12 protein-coding genes are annotated in these 15,031 nt (G+C 66.4%); 2 read left to right on the top strand and 10 right to left on the bottom strand.

Annotated elements, in window-relative coordinates; translation table 11 throughout:
- Positions 1-32 precede the first annotated feature (32 nt).
- Together pnp and BLR75_RS12490 are read left to right on the top strand one after the other, a co-directional pair.
- Positions 33-2,138: a polyribonucleotide nucleotidyltransferase gene (gene pnp, locus BLR75_RS12485; protein ID WP_084312651.1), complete on the top strand. Its 2,106-nt coding sequence runs from the start codon at positions 33-35 to the stop codon at positions 2,136-2,138.
- 270 nt (positions 2,139-2,408) lie between these two features.
- Positions 2,409-2,756, top strand: coding sequence for a BON domain-containing protein (locus BLR75_RS12490; RefSeq protein WP_084312652.1), 348 nt, complete (start codon positions 2,409-2,411; stop codon positions 2,754-2,756).
- A gap of 36 nt (positions 2,757-2,792) precedes the next feature.
- Here the strand turns inward: BLR75_RS12490 and BLR75_RS12495 are convergent, their stop codons facing one another.
- The 10 genes from BLR75_RS12495 to panB all read right to left on the bottom strand — a co-directional run bounded on the left by BLR75_RS12495 (position 2,793) and on the right by panB (position 14,859).
- Complete coding sequence (locus BLR75_RS12495; RefSeq protein ID WP_084312740.1) at positions 2,793-3,089, bottom strand: DUF2845 domain-containing protein; 297 nt, start codon at positions 3,087-3,089, stop codon at positions 2,793-2,795.
- Between the two features lie 18 nt (positions 3,090-3,107).
- Positions 3,108-3,398 (bottom strand): DUF2845 domain-containing protein, encoded by a 291-nt coding sequence (locus tag BLR75_RS12500; RefSeq protein WP_084312654.1) that lies wholly within the window; start codon positions 3,396-3,398, stop codon positions 3,108-3,110.
- Between the two features lie 2 nt (positions 3,399-3,400).
- Positions 3,401-6,511 carry a DUF748 domain-containing protein gene (locus BLR75_RS12505; RefSeq protein ID WP_084312656.1) on the bottom strand — a complete coding sequence of 1,037 codons (3,111 nt, stop codon included), beginning with the start codon at positions 6,509-6,511 and terminating at the stop codon, positions 3,401-3,403.
- A 161-nt stretch (positions 6,512-6,672) separates the two neighbouring features.
- The gene (locus BLR75_RS12510) at positions 6,673-7,851 is read right to left on the bottom strand and encodes an acetyl-CoA C-acetyltransferase (RefSeq protein WP_084312658.1); all 1,179 of its coding nucleotides are present in this window, start codon (positions 7,849-7,851) and stop codon (positions 6,673-6,675) included.
- A gap of 89 nt (positions 7,852-7,940) precedes the next feature.
- Positions 7,941-8,819, bottom strand: coding sequence for an oxygenase MpaB family protein (locus BLR75_RS12515; protein ID WP_084312660.1), 879 nt, complete (start codon positions 8,817-8,819; stop codon positions 7,941-7,943).
- 104 nt (positions 8,820-8,923) lie between these two features.
- Complete coding sequence (gene acs, locus BLR75_RS12520; RefSeq protein ID WP_084312662.1) at positions 8,924-10,861, bottom strand: acetate--CoA ligase; 1,938 nt, start codon at positions 10,859-10,861, stop codon at positions 8,924-8,926.
- Between the two features lie 150 nt (positions 10,862-11,011).
- The gene (pgi, locus tag BLR75_RS12525; RefSeq protein ID WP_084312663.1) at positions 11,012-12,676 is read right to left on the bottom strand and encodes a glucose-6-phosphate isomerase; all 1,665 of its coding nucleotides are present in this window, start codon (positions 12,674-12,676) and stop codon (positions 11,012-11,014) included.
- 76 nt (positions 12,677-12,752) lie between these two features.
- The gene (gene panD / locus BLR75_RS12530) at positions 12,753-13,133 is read right to left on the bottom strand and encodes an aspartate 1-decarboxylase (RefSeq protein WP_084312665.1); all 381 of its coding nucleotides are present in this window, start codon (positions 13,131-13,133) and stop codon (positions 12,753-12,755) included.
- 77 nt (positions 13,134-13,210) lie between these two features.
- A complete protein-coding gene (panC, locus tag BLR75_RS12535; RefSeq protein WP_084312667.1) occupies positions 13,211-14,062 on the bottom strand; it encodes a pantoate--beta-alanine ligase in 852 nt (283 codons plus the stop codon).
- Complete coding sequence (gene panB, locus BLR75_RS12540) at positions 14,059-14,859, bottom strand: 3-methyl-2-oxobutanoate hydroxymethyltransferase (RefSeq protein WP_084312669.1); 801 nt, start codon at positions 14,857-14,859, stop codon at positions 14,059-14,061. The genes panC and panB overlap by 4 nt, the downstream gene beginning before the upstream one ends.
- Between the last annotated feature and the right edge of the window lie 172 nt (positions 14,860-15,031).

The raw sequence follows: 15,031 nt of genomic DNA on the forward strand, positions 1-15,031 counted from the left end.
CCCCCAAGGCAACAAAGAGAAGGAAAAACACCGTGAACCCGGTAATCAAGAAATTCCAGTTCGGTCAATCGACCGTCACCCTCGAGACCGGCCGCATCGCCCGTCAGGCCACCGGCGCCGTGCTGGTCACCATGGACGACGTCACCGTGCTGGTCACCGTCGTGGGTGCCAAGCAGGCCGACCCGAACAAGGGCTTCTTCCCGCTGTCCGTCCACTACCAGGAAAAGACCTACGCCGCCGGCCGCATCCCGGGTGGCTTCTTCAAGCGTGAAGGCCGTCCTTCCGAGAAGGAAACCCTGACCTCGCGCCTGATCGACCGTCCGATCCGCCCGCTGTTCCCCGAAGGTTTCATGAACGAAGTGCAGGTCGTCTGCACCGTCGTTTCGACCAACAAGAAGTCCGATCCGGACATCGCCGCCATGATCGGCACCTCTGCCGCCCTGGCGATCTCCGGCATCCCGTTCGCCGGTCCGATCGGCGCCGCCCGCGTCGGCTTCCACCCGGAAATCGGCTACATCCTCAACCCGACCTACGAGCAACTGCAGAGCTCCAGCCTCGACATGGTCGTGGCCGGTACCTCCGATGCCGTGCTGATGGTTGAATCCGAAGCCGACGAGCTGACCGAAGACCAGATGCTGGGCGCCGTGCTGTTCGCCCACGACGAGTTCCAGTCGGTCATCCGCGCCGTCGCCGAGCTGGCTACCGAAGCCGGCAAGCCGACCTGGAACTGGAGTGCTCCGGTCGAGAACACCGCCCTGGTCAACGCGATCAAGGCTGAGTTCGGTGCCGCCATCTCCGAAGCCTACACCGTTACCGTCAAGCAGGACCGTTATGCGGCCCTGGACGCCCTGCGCGAAGAGATCGTCGCCAAGTTCGCCGGTGAGGGCGAAGGCCAATTCCCGGCCGGTGAAGTCAAGGACGTGTTCGGCCTGCTGGAATACCGCACCGTTCGCGAGAACATCGTCAACGGCAAACCGCGTATCGACGGCCGCGACACCCGCACCGTCCGCCCGCTGAAGATCGAAGTCGGCGTCCTCGGCAAGACCCACGGTTCGGCCCTGTTCACCCGCGGCGAAACCCAGGCCCTGGTCGTTGCCACCCTTGGCACCGCCCGTGATGCCCAGCTGCTCGACACCCTGGAAGGCGAGCGCAAGGACCCCTTCATGCTGCACTACAACTTCCCGCCGTTCTCGGTGGGCGAGTGCGGCCGCATGGGCAGCCCGGGCCGTCGTGAAATCGGCCACGGCCGTCTGGCGCGTCGCAGCGTTGCTGCCATGCTGCCGAACCAGGCTGACTTCCCGTACACAATCCGTGTCGTCTCGGAAATCACCGAGTCCAACGGCTCCAGCTCCATGGCTTCGGTTTGCGGTGCTTCCCTGGCCCTGATGGACGCCGGTGTGCCGGTCAAGGCGCCGGTTGCCGGCATCGCCATGGGTCTGGTGAAGGAAGGCGACAAGTTCGCCGTCCTGACCGACATCCTGGGTGACGAAGACCACCTGGGCGACATGGACTTCAAGGTCGCCGGTACCGACAAGGGCGTCACCGCCCTGCAGATGGACATCAAGATCAACGGCATCACCGAAGAGATCATGGAGATCGCCCTGGGCCAGGCCCTGGAAGCTCGCCTGAACATCCTCGGCCAGATGAACCAGGTCATTGCCCAGCCGCGCGCCGAGCTGTCGGAAAACGCTCCGACCATGATTCAGATGAAGATCGACTCGGACAAGATCCGTGACGTCATCGGCAAGGGCGGCGCCACCATCCGCGCCATCTGCGAAGAGACCAAGGCTTCGATCGACATCGAAGACGATGGCAGCGTGAAGATCTACGGCGAAACCAAGGAAGCCGCTGAAGCTGCCAAGCAGCGCGTCCTCGGCATCACCGCCGAAGCCGAGATCGGCAAGATCTACGTCGGCAAGGTCGAGCGCATCGTCGACTTTGGCGCCTTCGTCAACATCCTGCCGGGCAAGGACGGTCTGGTGCACATCTCGCAGATCAGCGACAAGCGCATCGACAAGGTCACCGACGTTCTGCAGGAAGGCCAGGAGGTCAAGGTCCTGGTTCTCGACGTGGACAACCGTGGCCGCATCAAGCTGTCCATCAAGGACGTAGCTGCCGCAGAAGCCTCTGGCGTTTAAGTTTTTTAGCCGAGTCTGAAGAAGGGCCTCCATCGTGAGGCCCTTTTTTATTGTCCGTGCAAAAGCTCGCGGAAAATCATGCAATCTGCACGGGGTGCCGGCCGGCGCCTTGCAGAATGCCAATTCCTCCGATTTCTAGCTGGATCGCAACTCGTTGACCCAAAAGGTTTTTTTCTTTGCCGCTGGGCTGGCACGGCTGTTGCGACGGTCATCGTGCAACTGTCGCCAGGAACCGGCCGCAGTTTTCCCAAGAGCACAGGAGAAACCGTAATGAAACCACGTTTCCACAAGCTGGCCCTTGCAGCTGCCACAGCCACCGCTCTGAGCTTCTCCGCCAGTCAGGTGTTCGCCGAGCCAACGACGCTGGCCGCGAATGACACGGTGCAAAAAGCCGAGGAAGCGGTTTCCGACACCTGGATCACCAGCAAGGTGAAATCCAGCCTCATCGCCAACAAGGACATCAGCGGCACCAATATCAAGGTGGAAACCAACAAGGGTGTGGTTTCCCTGTCCGGCACCGTCAAGTCCGACGCCGAGCGCGACCTGGCCGTCCAGACCGCCCAGGGCATCAAGGGCGTCAGGGATGTCTCCGCCGATGCCCTGAAGTCCGTCGAGTGAATCGATGACGCGCCCCGCTTGGCGGGGCGCGTTCGTTCACTGGCCGCGCCTGCTCTGGATGGTGGTGAGGCGGTTGCCTTCGAAACGCACGAAATAGACCATCCCGTTCCACGGGCCGTAGATCCATTCCTCGACCAGCACTTCGTTGCGCATGCCCCAGTCGCCGACCACTTCCTTGTAGCCCAGGCTCGAACGGTCGACGGGCTCGCCGCAGCGCGCCAGCACATCGCTGGTGCTGTCGCCGGTGCTGATCAGCTTGCTGTTGCAGCGCAGGCTGGCGGCCTGGAGGTCGAGTCCGGCGAGCAGGAGCAGCGGGAGCAGGAGATAGGGCATGCGCATGTCGAAGCGGCCTCAGTTGCGCTTGAATTCGATTCTCTTCAGGCGATTGGCTTCGAAGGTGAGGATATAGGTGGAGCCGTTGCGCGGTCCGTAGACCCATTCCTCGATGCGGAACTCCCGGCGGTCGTAGCCGCCCAGGGTGTAGCCCACCTCGTCGCGGTGGGTCGGCGCGCCGCATTTCTGCTCCACTTCCCAGGCGCGGTCGCCGACGCTGACCAGGGCGCTGCCGCAGCGCATGGTTTCGGCCTGGGCCGCGCCGGCAAGCAGCAGGGCGGCCCAGCACAGATGGAGGGGGAACTTCATGTTCACTCGCTGTCCAGATGCAGTTGGGTGATGACATCCCCGTTATTCTCCGCCTCTCCCAGGCTGACGTCGATCAGATAGATGCGGTCGTCCGGGAGCCCTCCGCGGGACACCAGGTAGTCCTTGATCTGCTTGGCGCGCTCCTGGCCGAGCTTGCGCAGCAGCGCCTGGCTTTGCGACCAGGAGTCGACGGCCGCCTTGCGCAGTCTGGCCGTGCGCTCGTCCTCGTCGAGTTCCTTCCATTCCGCCGGCGGCTGCTGCTTCAGGCGCGTGCGGTAGATGCCTTCGAGCAGGGCCGGTTGCATGTCTTCCGGTACTTCCAGCTGGCTGGCGTCGGCCGGCAGCTTCTCGCCGCGGCGCTGCAGGATGCGGTAGTAGTTGGCCTGGAATTCCTGCTGCAGGCGCTGTTCCGCCAGCGGTGGTCCGTCGCTGGCGGCGGCGCTGACGCCTTCCACCTCCAGGCGCAGGGCGGGGCGCTGCTTGAGGGCTTCGGCCAGCTTGTCCAGGTTGGCCTGGGCGTCGCCGGAGAGTTCGCTGGAGCCGGCGGCGAAGGTCACGTTGCCGAGGTCGGGGCCTTCCCCGCCGGCCAGGCCGGCGATGAACTTGAACGGCGCCTGCACCGCACGCACCACCAGGTTGCGCAGGGTCTGCCAGACGATCGGCATGACGCTGAACTGCGGGTTGTTCAGGTCGCCCTGCACCGGCAGGGAGATGTCGATATTGCCGTTGGCGTCCTTGAGCAGGGCGACCGCCAGCTTGACCGGCAGGTCGACGGCGTCCGGGCTTTCGACCTTCTCGCCGAGCTGCAGGTGTTCGACCAGCACCCTGTTCTCCGCCTGCAGCTGGCCCTTGGTGATCCGGTAGTGCAGGTCGAGGTTCAGCCGGCCCTTGCGGATGCGGTAGCCGGCGAACTTGCCGGAGTAGGGCGTCAGGGTGGTCAGCTCGACGCGCTTGAAGCTGGTGGCGATGTCCAGTTTCTCCAGCGGCGAGAAGGGGTTCAGGCTGCCCTTGATGCTCACCGGCGCGTACCTGTCGACCCGGCCCTTGACGTCGACGCTGGCCGGCTGCGGGTTGCGGTTGTCGATGCTGCCGATGGTGCCGCCGAGCTGCTGGATCGCCGTGGCGAAGTCGGGGCGCAGGGTGAGGTCGGCGAAGTTGGCCGAGCCGTCGTTGATGCGCACGCCACCGACGTGGATGCCCAGCGGCTTGCCGGCGGCCTGGGCGGAGCCGGAGCTGGAGGCCGTGCTCTGGCCGGAGGCGGCCGGCTGCTCGACGATCAGCTCGCTGACGTTGGTGCTGCGGTCCTCGTTGATGATGAAGCGCGCATAGGGCTGCTCGAGCGACACGCGCTGGATCGCCAGGCTGTCGCCGTGGCGATAGGCGAGGCCGTCCAGGGTCAGCAACTGCCATTTGACGAAGTCGCGGCTCTTCAGGGTGTCCAGGGTATGCAGCTGGCTCACCTCGGCCTTGCCGTCGACGCTGAAGGCCAGAGGCTCGACGCTCTTCAGGTCCACGGCGAGATCGCTGCCGAGGAAGCCGCTGCGCAGTTCCAGGCGAATGAATGGAGACAGGTAGGACTGGGCGACACGCAGGTCGATGTCGCGGGTGACCACCTTCAGTTTCGCGCTGAGCGGCTCCAGCACGACCTGGCCGCTGGTTTCGAGCTGGCCGCGGTTGCCCAGGCCGGTCTTCAGCTTGAGCTCGAATGGCGTGGTCCGCAGGCTGTCGAGGTTCTGCAGGTCAAGATCGAGCGGACCGACTTCCAGCGGCACTTCCGGAGAGGGCACGCGGTCGGCGAGGTGCACCTTGTAGCCGCGCAGCTGGGTGTCGCGGATCACCACATGCCAGGGCTTCTCGGCGGCCTCGGGTGCTGGTGTCGCGGGCTCGGCGACTTCAGGCTGTGCGGCAGGTGCAGGTGCAGGTGCAGGTGCAGGTGCAGGTGCAGGTGCAGGTTCGGCCGTTTGCGCCTGCTGCTGTTCGGCATTCTTCTGGTCGGCATTGGCGGGCGCTTCCGCTGCCGTGGGCGGTGTTGCCTCGGTCGCCGGCGGCTGTGCGCCGGGTTCGGCAGCGGGAACGGGGTCCGGCGCCGGAGCGGGCTTGCGCACCGGCGGCTGGAAGTTGGCGAACAGCTTCTGCCAGTCCAGCTGGCCGTCCTTTTCCCGGGCGGCCCAGGTTTCCAGGCCGTTGCTGCGGACCTGGCCCACCAGCACCTCGCGCTTGGCCAGGTCCAGGCTGGTTTCGGCCACGTCCAGGCTGGCCAGCCTGAGCAGGGGGCGGTCGTCCGGCGCCTTGAGCGACAGGTCCTTCAGGTTCAGCGCGGTCTTGTCCAGCAGCAGTTGGGTGCCTTCGGACAGGTCCAGGCGATAGTCGGAGGAAAGGTCGACCATACCCTGTTCGAGGACCAGCGGGGCGTTGTCGCGCACGTAGGGCCACCAGGCCTTGAGCGGGATGCCCTTGACCGTGAGGGTGCCGCTGGAGGTGATCGGCACCAGGCTGACGTCGCCCTTCCAGTCCAGCCGGCCGCCGTGCGGGCCGGTGGCGACCAGGGTCATGTCGGCGCCCTGGTCGGGCAGGGTGGTCAGGTTGTGCAGTTCGAAGCCGAACGGATCGAAGACGAACTCCACCGGCTCGCTGGGACGCTGGTCGAGGAAGTGCAGGCTGCCCTCGGCCACCTGGATGCGCTCGATGCGCAGCGGGAAGGGCTCGCCGGCGGGTGCGGCGTCCGGCTGGCTGGGCGGCAGGCGGAACAGCCGGGTCAGGTTGAGGGTGCCGTTCTCGGCGAACAGCACCTCGCTGTGCGGGCCTTCCAGCTGCACATCGGCAAGGTGCAGCTGGCGCTGCCAGAGGCTGTCCCATTGCAGATCGGCGTAGAGGCGGCGGAAGCCCACCTGCTGCACTTCGGGCTGGCCGATGTGCAGGCCCCAGAGGGTCAGCTCCAGGCTGAGCGGGTTGAGCTCGATGCGTTCCAGACGGGCCGGAACCGTCGCGTAGTTGGCGAGCTGCTGGTTGGCGACGCGCAGGGCGATGCCGGGGACGATCAGGAAACCCAGCAGGCAATAAAGAAGGAACACCAGCACCAGGGCGCCGATGAAACGTTTCAATCCTTTGGACATGGCGAGTGTCGTTTTCCGTCGTGACGTGCCTAGGAGTATGGCACGGGGTTGAAGTTCCACGGCGGAATATGGCGGAGCTGGCTGGGCGGAGTATTGCGGGCGGACAAGGGGCGGTTTTGCAGCTTCCCCTCTCCCTGCGGAAGAGGGGAAGCGAAGCTCGCCTAGCGCTCGATAGCCAGCGCCACGCCCTGGCCGCCGCCGATGCACAGGGTCGCCAGGCCCTTCTTCGCGTCGCGGCGGATCATCTCGTGCAGCAGGGTCACCAGCACGCGGCAGCCGGAAGCGCCGATCGGGTGGCCGAGGGCGATGGCGCCGCCGTTGACGTTCACTTTCGCAGCGTCCCAGCCGAGTTCCTTGCCGACCGACAGGGCCTGGGCGGCGAAGGCTTCGTTGGCCTCGATCAGGTCGAGGTCGTCCAGCGACCAGCCGGCCTTTTCCAGGCAACGGCGGGTGGCGGATACCGGGCCGATGCCCATGATCGACGGATCGACGCCGGCATTGGCGTAGGCGGCGATCCTGGCCAGCACCGGCAGGCCCAGTTGCCCGGCCTTGCGTGCGCTCATCAGCAGCACCGCGGCGGCGCCGTCGTTGAGGGTCGAGGCGTTGCCGGCGGTGACGCTGCCGTCCTTCCTGAACGCCGGCTTCAGCTTGGCCAGGGACTCGGCGGTGGTGCCGGCGCGGACCTGCTCGTCGGTGTCGAAGGCCAGCGGCTCGCCCTTGCGCTGCGGGATCAGGATCGGGGTGATCTCGTCCCTGAAGCGGCCGGCCTCGATGGCGGCTGCTGCCTTGCGCTGGGATTCGGCGGCGAAGGCGTCCTGCTCTTCGCGGCTGAGGCCGTACTTCTCCACCAGGTTCTCGGCGGTGATGCCCATGTGGTAGTCGTTGAAGGCGTCCCACAGGCCGTCGTTGATCATGCTGTCGACCATCTTCGCGTGGCCCATGCGCAAGCCGGTGCGTGCTCCGGGCATGACGTAGGGCGCCAGGCTCATGCTCTCCTGGCCACCGGCGATGATCGCCTCGGCGTCGCCGCAGCGGATCGCCTGGGCGGCCAGGTGCAGCGCCTTGAGGCCGGAGCCGCAGACCTTGTTGACGGTCATCGCCGGCACGCCGACCGGCAGGCCGGCCTTGATCGCGGCCTGGCGCGCCGGGTTCTGGCCGGCGCCGGCGGTGAGGGTCTGGCCGAGGATCACTTCGTCCAGCTGCTCGGCGGCGAGGCCGGTCTGTTCGAGCAGGCGGCGAATGACCGCGGCGCCCAGTTCCGCAGCCGGAATGGACGACAGGGAGCCCTGGAAGCTGCCGATGGCGGTGCGGGTGGCAGCGACGATAACGACTTCTTGCATGACGCAGGTCCTCTGGAGGAATGACGCGAGACAGGCATGGTGACACAGGCAGGGGAGCGCGGCACCACTCCAGGTGAGGGGCGGCGCCGTCAGCGCAGCGGCGGCAGGCCCATGCGCCGCCTGGCCCGGTGCAGCGAGCCGTTGCGCACGGCCCAGCGCAGCAGGGGCACGCTGCGCCTGACGCTGGCGCGGATCAGCTGGCGCTGCACGGTGTTCATGCTCAGGCCGAGCATGTCGCCGGCCCAGTCCGGCAGCAGGTCGATGCCGGCGCGCAGCATCAGGGCGCCGAAGGGGCGGGCGAAGTGGCTCGGCGCCGGGGCATCGAGCAGCACCTCGACGACTTCGCGGGTGCGCTCGTCGCAGTGCAGCTGGGGGCGCATGTCCTGCAGGTAGTCGGCGACCTGCTGGCGACTCCGCGGCACGTTGCGCGCGCCGAGGCGTTCGGCGACCAGGGCGATCTCGTCGTAGTAGCGGTCCTGCTCGCTGCCCGGCAGGTCCGGGTTGAGGTAGCGCAGGTGCGACTTGAGGAAGCAGCTCACCTCGGCGACGTGGACCCAGGTCAGCAGGTCCGGATCGCTGGCGGAATAGGCGCGGCCGTCGGGCAGGGTGCCGTGCACGTTGTCGTGGATGCGCCGCACGCGGTCGATCAGCTTCTCCGCGTCGGCGCGCGGGCCATAGGTGGTGGCGGAGATGAACTGGCCGGTGCGGCGCAGGCGGCCGAGCATGTCGGCGCGGAAGTTGGAGTGGTCCCAGACGCCGCCGAGGGCCAGCGGATGCAGCATCTGCAGGAGCAGCGCGCTGACCCCGCCGATCAGCATCGAGCTGAAGTCGCCGTGCACCTTCCAGCAGGCCGAATCCGGCCCGAACAGTCCGGGGTCGCCCTTGGGCGATTCGAAATCGACTCCGCCGAGGGCGAGGCCGGTCAGGCTCAGCACCTGGCTTTCGATGTGACGGCGAATGCTTTCCATGGCGAATAGCTTCGAGCTTCAGGCGGAAAGCTGCAAGTTAGAGCGCACAGACAACTGTAACCTCTTGCTTGCCGCTTGCCGCTGAAGCTTGTCGCCAGGGCCGGCTACTGGTTCAGCCGGCTGTCGATCAGCCCCTGCACCACGCCGGGATCGGCCAGCGTCGAGGTGTCGCCGAGGTTTTCCAACTCGTTGCAGGCGATCTTGCGCAGGATGCGCCGCATGATCTTGCCCGAACGGGTCTTCGGCAGGGCCGGCGCCCACTGGATCAGTTCGGGCTTGGCGAAACTGCCGATCTCCTTGCCGACCAGGGCGAGCAGTTCCTGCTTCAGCTCGTCGCTGGGCTGGATGCCGCTCATGGCGGTGACGAAGGCGTAGATGCCCTGGCCCTTGAGATCGTGCGGGTAGCCCACCACGGCTGCCTCGGCGACCGCGTCGTGCAGCACCAGCGCGCTTTCCACCTCGGCGGTGCCGATGCGGTGGCCGGAGACGTTGATCACGTCGTCGACCCGGCCGGTGATCCAGTAGTAGCCATCCTCGTCGCGGCGCGCGCCGTCGCCGGTGAAGTAGTAGCCGGGGTAGGGCTTGAAGTAGGTATCGACCATCCGCTGGTGATCGCCGTACACGCTGCGGATCTGGCTCGGCCAGCTGGCCTTGATCGTCAGCACGCCGGCGCCGGGGCCGTCGATTTCCTCGCCCTTCTCGTCGAGCAGCACCGGCTGCACGCCGAAGAACGGACGGGTCGCCGAGCCGGGCTTGAGCGCGGTGGCGCCCGGCAGCGGGCTGATCAGGATGCAGCCGGTCTCGGTCTGCCACCAGGTGTCGACGATCGGGCAGCGCCGTTCTCCGACCACGTTGTAGTACCACTCCCAGGCTTCCGGGTTGATCGGCTCGCCCACCGAGCCGAGCAGGCGCAGGCTGGCGCGGGAGGTCTTCCGCACCGGCGCCTCGCCTTCGCGCATCAGCGCGCGCAGGGCGGTGGGAGCGGTGTAGAAGACGTTCACCTGATGCTTGTCGATCACCTGCCAGAAGCGCGAGGAATCCGGATAGTTCGGCACGCCCTCGAACATCAGGGTGGTGGCGCCGTTGGCCAGCGGGCCGTAGACGATGTAGCTGTGGCCGGTGACCCAGCCGACATCGGCGGTGCACCAGAAGATGTCGCCGTCGTGGTAGTCGAACACGTACTTGTGGGTCATCGCCGAGCCCAGCAGGTAGCCGCCGGTGGTGTGCAGCACGCCCTTGGGTTTGCCGGTGGAGCCGGAGGTGTAGAGGATGAACAGCGGGTCCTCGGCGTCCATCGGCTCCGGCGCGCAGTCGTCGCTCGCCGCCTTCAGCGCCTCGTGGTACCAGAGGTCGCGGCCTTCGACCCAGGGAATCTCGCCCCTGGTGCGCTCGACCACCACCACGGTGGAAACCTTCGGGCAGTCCTTCAGGGCCTTTTCCACGTTCTGCTTGAGCGGGATGTACTTGCCGCCGCGCACGCCCTCGTCGGCGGTGATCACGGTGCGGCAGTCGGAATCGAGGATGCGGTCGCGCAGGGAGTCCGGCGAGAAGCCGCCGAACACCACCGAGTGGATCGCGCCGATCCGCGCGCAGGCGAGCATGGCGTAGGCGGCTTCCGGGATCATCGGCATGTAGATGCACACCCGGTCGCCTTTCTCCACGCCGCGGCTCTTCAGCACGTTGGCCAGGCGGCAGACGTGGTGGTGCAGCTTGCGGTAGGTGATGTGCGCGGATTCGCTGGGATTGTCGCCTTCCCAGATGATGGCGATCTGGTCGGCGCGCTTTTCCAGGTGGCGGTCGATGCAGTTGTAGGCGACGTTCAGCTGGCCGCCCTTGAACCAGGTGGCCTGGCCCTTGGCGAAGTCGCCATGGTGTACGGAGTTCCACGGCTTGAACCAGTCGAGGAAGGCCTTGGCCTGTTCGCCCCAGAAGGTTTCCGGCTGCTCGACGGACTGGCGGTAGAGGCGCTGGTAGGCCTCGTCGTCGAGGTAGGCACGCTTGCGAACGGCGTCCGGCACCGGGTGAACGGTGATTTCGAACATGACTGCTTCCTTGTTTTTGTGAGTGCGCAGGAATGGAGGTCTGGACCAAGACTGGTCCAATGCGGGGATGTGTTCAAGTGCCGGAGGGGCGAACGGGGCTGGTAACGAAGAGCCCGGCGCGGGGCCGGGCTCTGTCGTTGCGTATCGGGTTCAGCCGCGATGCCGCCCGCGGAAGTAGTCGATCAGCCCTTGGGTGGACGCATCCTCGGCTGCAGAGTCCTCGCTGCCCACCAGGCGCCCGTAGACGCCCTTGCCCAGTTCCTTGCCCAGCTCCACGCCCCACTGGTCGAAGGCGTTGATGCCCCACAGCACGCTCTGCACGTAGACCTTGTGCTCGTACATGGCGATCAGCGCGCCGAGGCGGCGGGGGCTGATGCGTTCCATCACCAGGGTGTTGCTCGGGCGATTGCCGGGGATCACCTTGTGCGGCGCCAGGCGCTGCACCTCGGCCTCGTCCAGGCCGCCGGCGCGCAGTTCGGCCTCGGCCTCGGCGCGGGTCTTGCCGAGCATCAGCGCCTGGCTCTGCGACAGGCAGTTGGCGTACAGCCACTGGTGATGATCGGCCACCGGGTTGTAGCTCGACACCGGGACGATGAAGTCGGCCGGGATCAGGTGCGTGCCCTGGTGCAGCAACTGGTGGTAGGCGTGCTGGCCGTTGCAGCCGACGCCGCCCCAGATCACCGGGCCGGTGCCGGCGGAAACCGGGGTGCCGTCCTGGCGCACGCTCTTGCCGTTGGACTCCATGTCCAGCTGCTGCAGGTGGTCGGTGATGTTCCGCAGGTAGTAGTCGTAGGGCAGGATCGCATGGCTGCGCGCGCCCCAGAAGTCGCCGTACCAGACGCCGAGCAGGGCCAGCAGCATCGGGATGTTGCCGGCGAAGGGCGCGGTGAGGAAGTGCTGGTCCATGCTGTGGGCGCCGGACAGCAGTTCCTTGAAGTTGGAGATGCCGATGGACATGGCGATCGGCAGGCCGATGGCCGACCATAGCGAATAGCGCCCGCCGACCCAGTCCCACATCGGGAACACGTTTTCCGGACGGATGCCGAAGGACGCCGCGGCCTCGCGGTTGCTCGATACCGCGATGAAGTGGCGGTACAGCTCGGCCTCGTTGCCGCCCATGGCCAGGTACCAGGCGCGCGCGGCCTGGGCATTCTTCAGGGTTTCCAGGGTGCCGAAGGACTTCGAGGACACGATGAACAGCGTGGTCTCGGCGCTCAGGCGCGAGGCCAGTTCGCGGAATTCGCTGCCGTCGATGTTCGCCAGGTAGTGACAGCGCACGCCCTTCTGGGCGAACGGCAGCAGCGCCTCGGAGACCAGTTGCGGGCCGAGGAAGGAGCCGCCGATGCCGATGTTCACCACGTCGGTGATCGGCTTCTCGGTATAGCCGCGCCACAGCCCGTTGTGCACCGCGCCGACCAGCTCGGTGATCTGGTGCAGCACGCGATGGACTTCCGGCATCACGTCGACGCCATCGACCAGCACCTTGTCGCCTATCGGCCGGCGCAGCGCGGTGTGCAGCACCGGACGGCGCTCGGAGGCGTTGATCACCTCGCCGCGGAACATCGCCTGGATCGCCTCGTCGAGATGCGCTTCCTTGGCCAGCGCCACCAGCAGGTCGAGGGTGTCGGTACGGATCAGGTTCTTCGAGAAGTCGAGGAACAGGCCGCAGGCGCTGATGGAGAAGCGCTGGAAGCGCTTGGGATCTTCGGCGAACGCCTGGCGCATGCTGAAGTTCTGCAGATCCTGGCGGTGCGCGGTGAGCGCCTGCCAGCTACCGAGGCGGGTTGCATCCAGCGGGGTGAGGTGATGTTCCATGTGATACCTGCGGAAGGGCTGTAACGGTGTTTCGAAAGCAAAAAAGCCCGGAGGGTTCCGGGCTTTTTCCAGTGGATCAGGCGACCTGCACCGGGATGGCGTTGCTGGTGTGGCTCAACTGGTTGCCCGGCGCCATGTAGAGCATGCGCGGCTGGTAGTTGGCCAGCTCGGCCTCGCTGTACTGCGCGTAGGCGCAGATGATCACGCGGTCGCCAACCTTGGCCTTGTGCGCCGCGGCGCCGTTCACCGAGATCATGCGCGAGCCTTCCTCGGCGCGGATCGCGTAGGTGGTGAAGCGCTCGCCGTTGTCGACGTTGTAGATCTGGATCTGTTCGTACTCGCGGATACCGGAGAGGTCCAGCCATTCGCCGTCGATGGCGCAGGAGCCTTCATAGTCGAGCACGGCATGGGTGACTTCGGCGCGGTGCAGTTTGGCCTTGAGCATGATGGCATGCATGACGGGGCTCCTCTTCTTTTGGTGGCGGCACGGGGGTGGCTGGGTGTTACCGAGGCCCGGGCGGGCCTCGTGTCGGGTTAGTCGAGCTGCAGCGCGAGATTGTCGATCAGGCGGGTGCTGCCGAGGAAGGCTGCTGCCAGGATGACCAGTTGCCTGTCTTCGGCACGGGCCGGCTTGAGGCCGACGGCTTCGCGGATTTCCAGGTAGTCGACGCGCAGGCCGGCCGCTTCGATCTGCTGGCGGCCGTCGGCGATCAGCTGCACGAAGTCGCGCTCGCCGGCCTGCAGGCGCGAGCCGAGCTGCTTCAGGGTGCGCTGGATCACCGGGGCGACGGCGCGCTGGTCTTCGTTCAGGTAGCCGTTGCGCGAGGACAGCGCCAGGCCGTCCTCGGCGCGCACGGTGGGCTCGCCGAAGATCTGCACGGGAATGTTCAGGTCGCGCACCAGCTTGCGGATCACCGCCAGTTGCTGGAAGTCCTTCTCGCCGAACAGCGCCATGTCCGGCTGCACCATGTTCAGCAGCTTGCAGACCACGGTGGCGACGCCGTCGAAATGGCCGGGGCGGCTGGCGCCGCACATGCCCTCGGAAACGCCGGGCACGCTGATGATGGTCTGGCCGTCGTTGCCGTCCGGGTACATCTCCTCGACGCCCGGGGCGAACAGCAGGTGGCAGCCGGCTTCGAGCAGCTTTTCCTGGTCGGCGGCGAGGGTGCGCGGATACTTGTCCAGGTCCTCGCTGGGGCCGAACTGCAGCGGGTTGACGAAGATGCTGGCGACCACGAAGTCGGCGCGCTGGCCGGCCTTGGCGACCAGTGCGGCGTGCCCGGCGTGCAGGTTGCCCATGGTCGGCACCAGGGCGATGCGCTTGCCTTCTCCGCGCGCGCGGGCGATGGCGGCGCGCAGTTCGCGGACGGTCTTGACTGTGTTCATGAGGAGAATCCGTGTTCGGGGCCCGGGAAGCTGCCGTCTTTCACGGCCTTGACGTAGGCGGCCATGGCCGAGGCGATGTCCGGCTGGCCTTCCATGAAGTTCCTGACGAATTTCGGGCTGCGGCCGGACAGCGACAGGCCGAGCATGTCGTGCATCACCAGCACCTGGCCGTCGGTGCCGTTGCCGGCGCCGATGCCGATCACCGGGATCTTCACCGCTTCGCTGATTTCCTGGGCCAGCGCCGAGGGCACGCATTCCAGCAGCAGCATGGCGGCGCCGGCCTGTTCCAGGGCGATGGCGTCGGCGCGCAGCTGGCGCGCCTGGGCTTCCTGGCGGCCCTGGACCTTGAAGCCGCCGAACAGGTTCACCGACTGCGGGGTCAGGCCGAGGTGCGCGCACACCGGCACGCCCATCTGCGCCAGGCGGATGATCGGCTCGGCCAGCCAGGCGCCGCCTTCCAGCTTGACCATCTGCGCGCCGGCCTGCATGACCGCGACCGAGTCGGCCAGGGTCTGCTGCAGCGAGGTGGCGGAGGAGAACGGCAGGTCGGTGAGGATCAGCGAGCCCTTGTTGCCGCGCTTCACGCAGGCGGTGTGGTAGGCCATTTCGCCGACCGTCACCGGCAGGGTGCTGTCATGACCTTGCAGCACCATGCCCAGGGAATCGCCGATGAGCAGAACGTCGGCTCCCGCCGTGCTCGCGATATGCGCGAATGTCGCATCGTAGGCCGTCAGCATGGCGATCTTTTCGCCGCTCTGCTTCATGCCCTGCAGGGTGGTCAAGGTTACATCAGGCATCAAAGTGTTCCTCGTAACAGGCCATGTGCGACATTTTTTCACATTGCCTGGTTAGGCCGGTTCTGCGCCGGCGCATGGCAAACGGGCACTTATAGTCCTGATGGGGGGACCCGAAGTCAATTACGGGGTGTTACCGGACTGTTACTGAGCAACCCGTTCGTCGCCCAGTGCT

Source organism: Pseudomonas jinjuensis (genome assembly GCF_900103845.1).
In the GTDB taxonomy this organism is placed as follows: Bacteria; Pseudomonadota; Gammaproteobacteria; order Pseudomonadales; family Pseudomonadaceae; genus Pseudomonas; species Pseudomonas jinjuensis.

Excerpts from the sequence above, each read along its gene's own strand:
- BLR75_RS12500 (WP_084312654.1), bottom strand. The coding sequence starts at position 3,398 with ATGAAGTTCCCCCTCCATCTGTGCTGGGCCGCCCTGCTGCTTGCCGGC.
- BLR75_RS12515 (WP_084312660.1), bottom strand. The coding sequence starts at position 8,819 with ATGGAAAGCATTCGCCGTCACATCGAAAGCCAGGTGCTGAGCCTGACC.
- panC (WP_084312667.1), bottom strand. The coding sequence starts at position 14,062 with ATGAACACAGTCAAGACCGTCCGCGAACTGCGCGCCGCCATCGCCCGC.
- BLR75_RS12495 (WP_084312740.1), bottom strand. The coding sequence starts at position 3,089 with ATGCCCTATCTCCTGCTCCCGCTGCTCCTGCTCGCCGGACTCGACCTC.
- panB (WP_084312669.1), bottom strand. The coding sequence starts at position 14,859 with ATGCCTGATGTAACCTTGACCACCCTGCAGGGCATGAAGCAGAGCGGC.
- BLR75_RS12505 (WP_084312656.1), bottom strand. The coding sequence starts at position 6,511 with ATGTCCAAAGGATTGAAACGTTTCATCGGCGCCCTGGTGCTGGTGTTC.
- BLR75_RS12490 (WP_084312652.1), top strand. The coding sequence starts at position 2,409 with ATGAAACCACGTTTCCACAAGCTGGCCCTTGCAGCTGCCACAGCCACC.
- pgi (WP_084312663.1), bottom strand. The coding sequence starts at position 12,676 with ATGGAACATCACCTCACCCCGCTGGATGCAACCCGCCTCGGTAGCTGG.
- panD (WP_084312665.1), bottom strand. The coding sequence starts at position 13,133 with ATGCATGCCATCATGCTCAAGGCCAAACTGCACCGCGCCGAAGTCACC.
- BLR75_RS12510 (WP_084312658.1), bottom strand. The coding sequence starts at position 7,851 with ATGCAAGAAGTCGTTATCGTCGCTGCCACCCGCACCGCCATCGGCAGC.
- acs (WP_084312662.1), bottom strand. The coding sequence starts at position 10,861 with ATGTTCGAAATCACCGTTCACCCGGTGCCGGACGCCGTTCGCAAGCGT.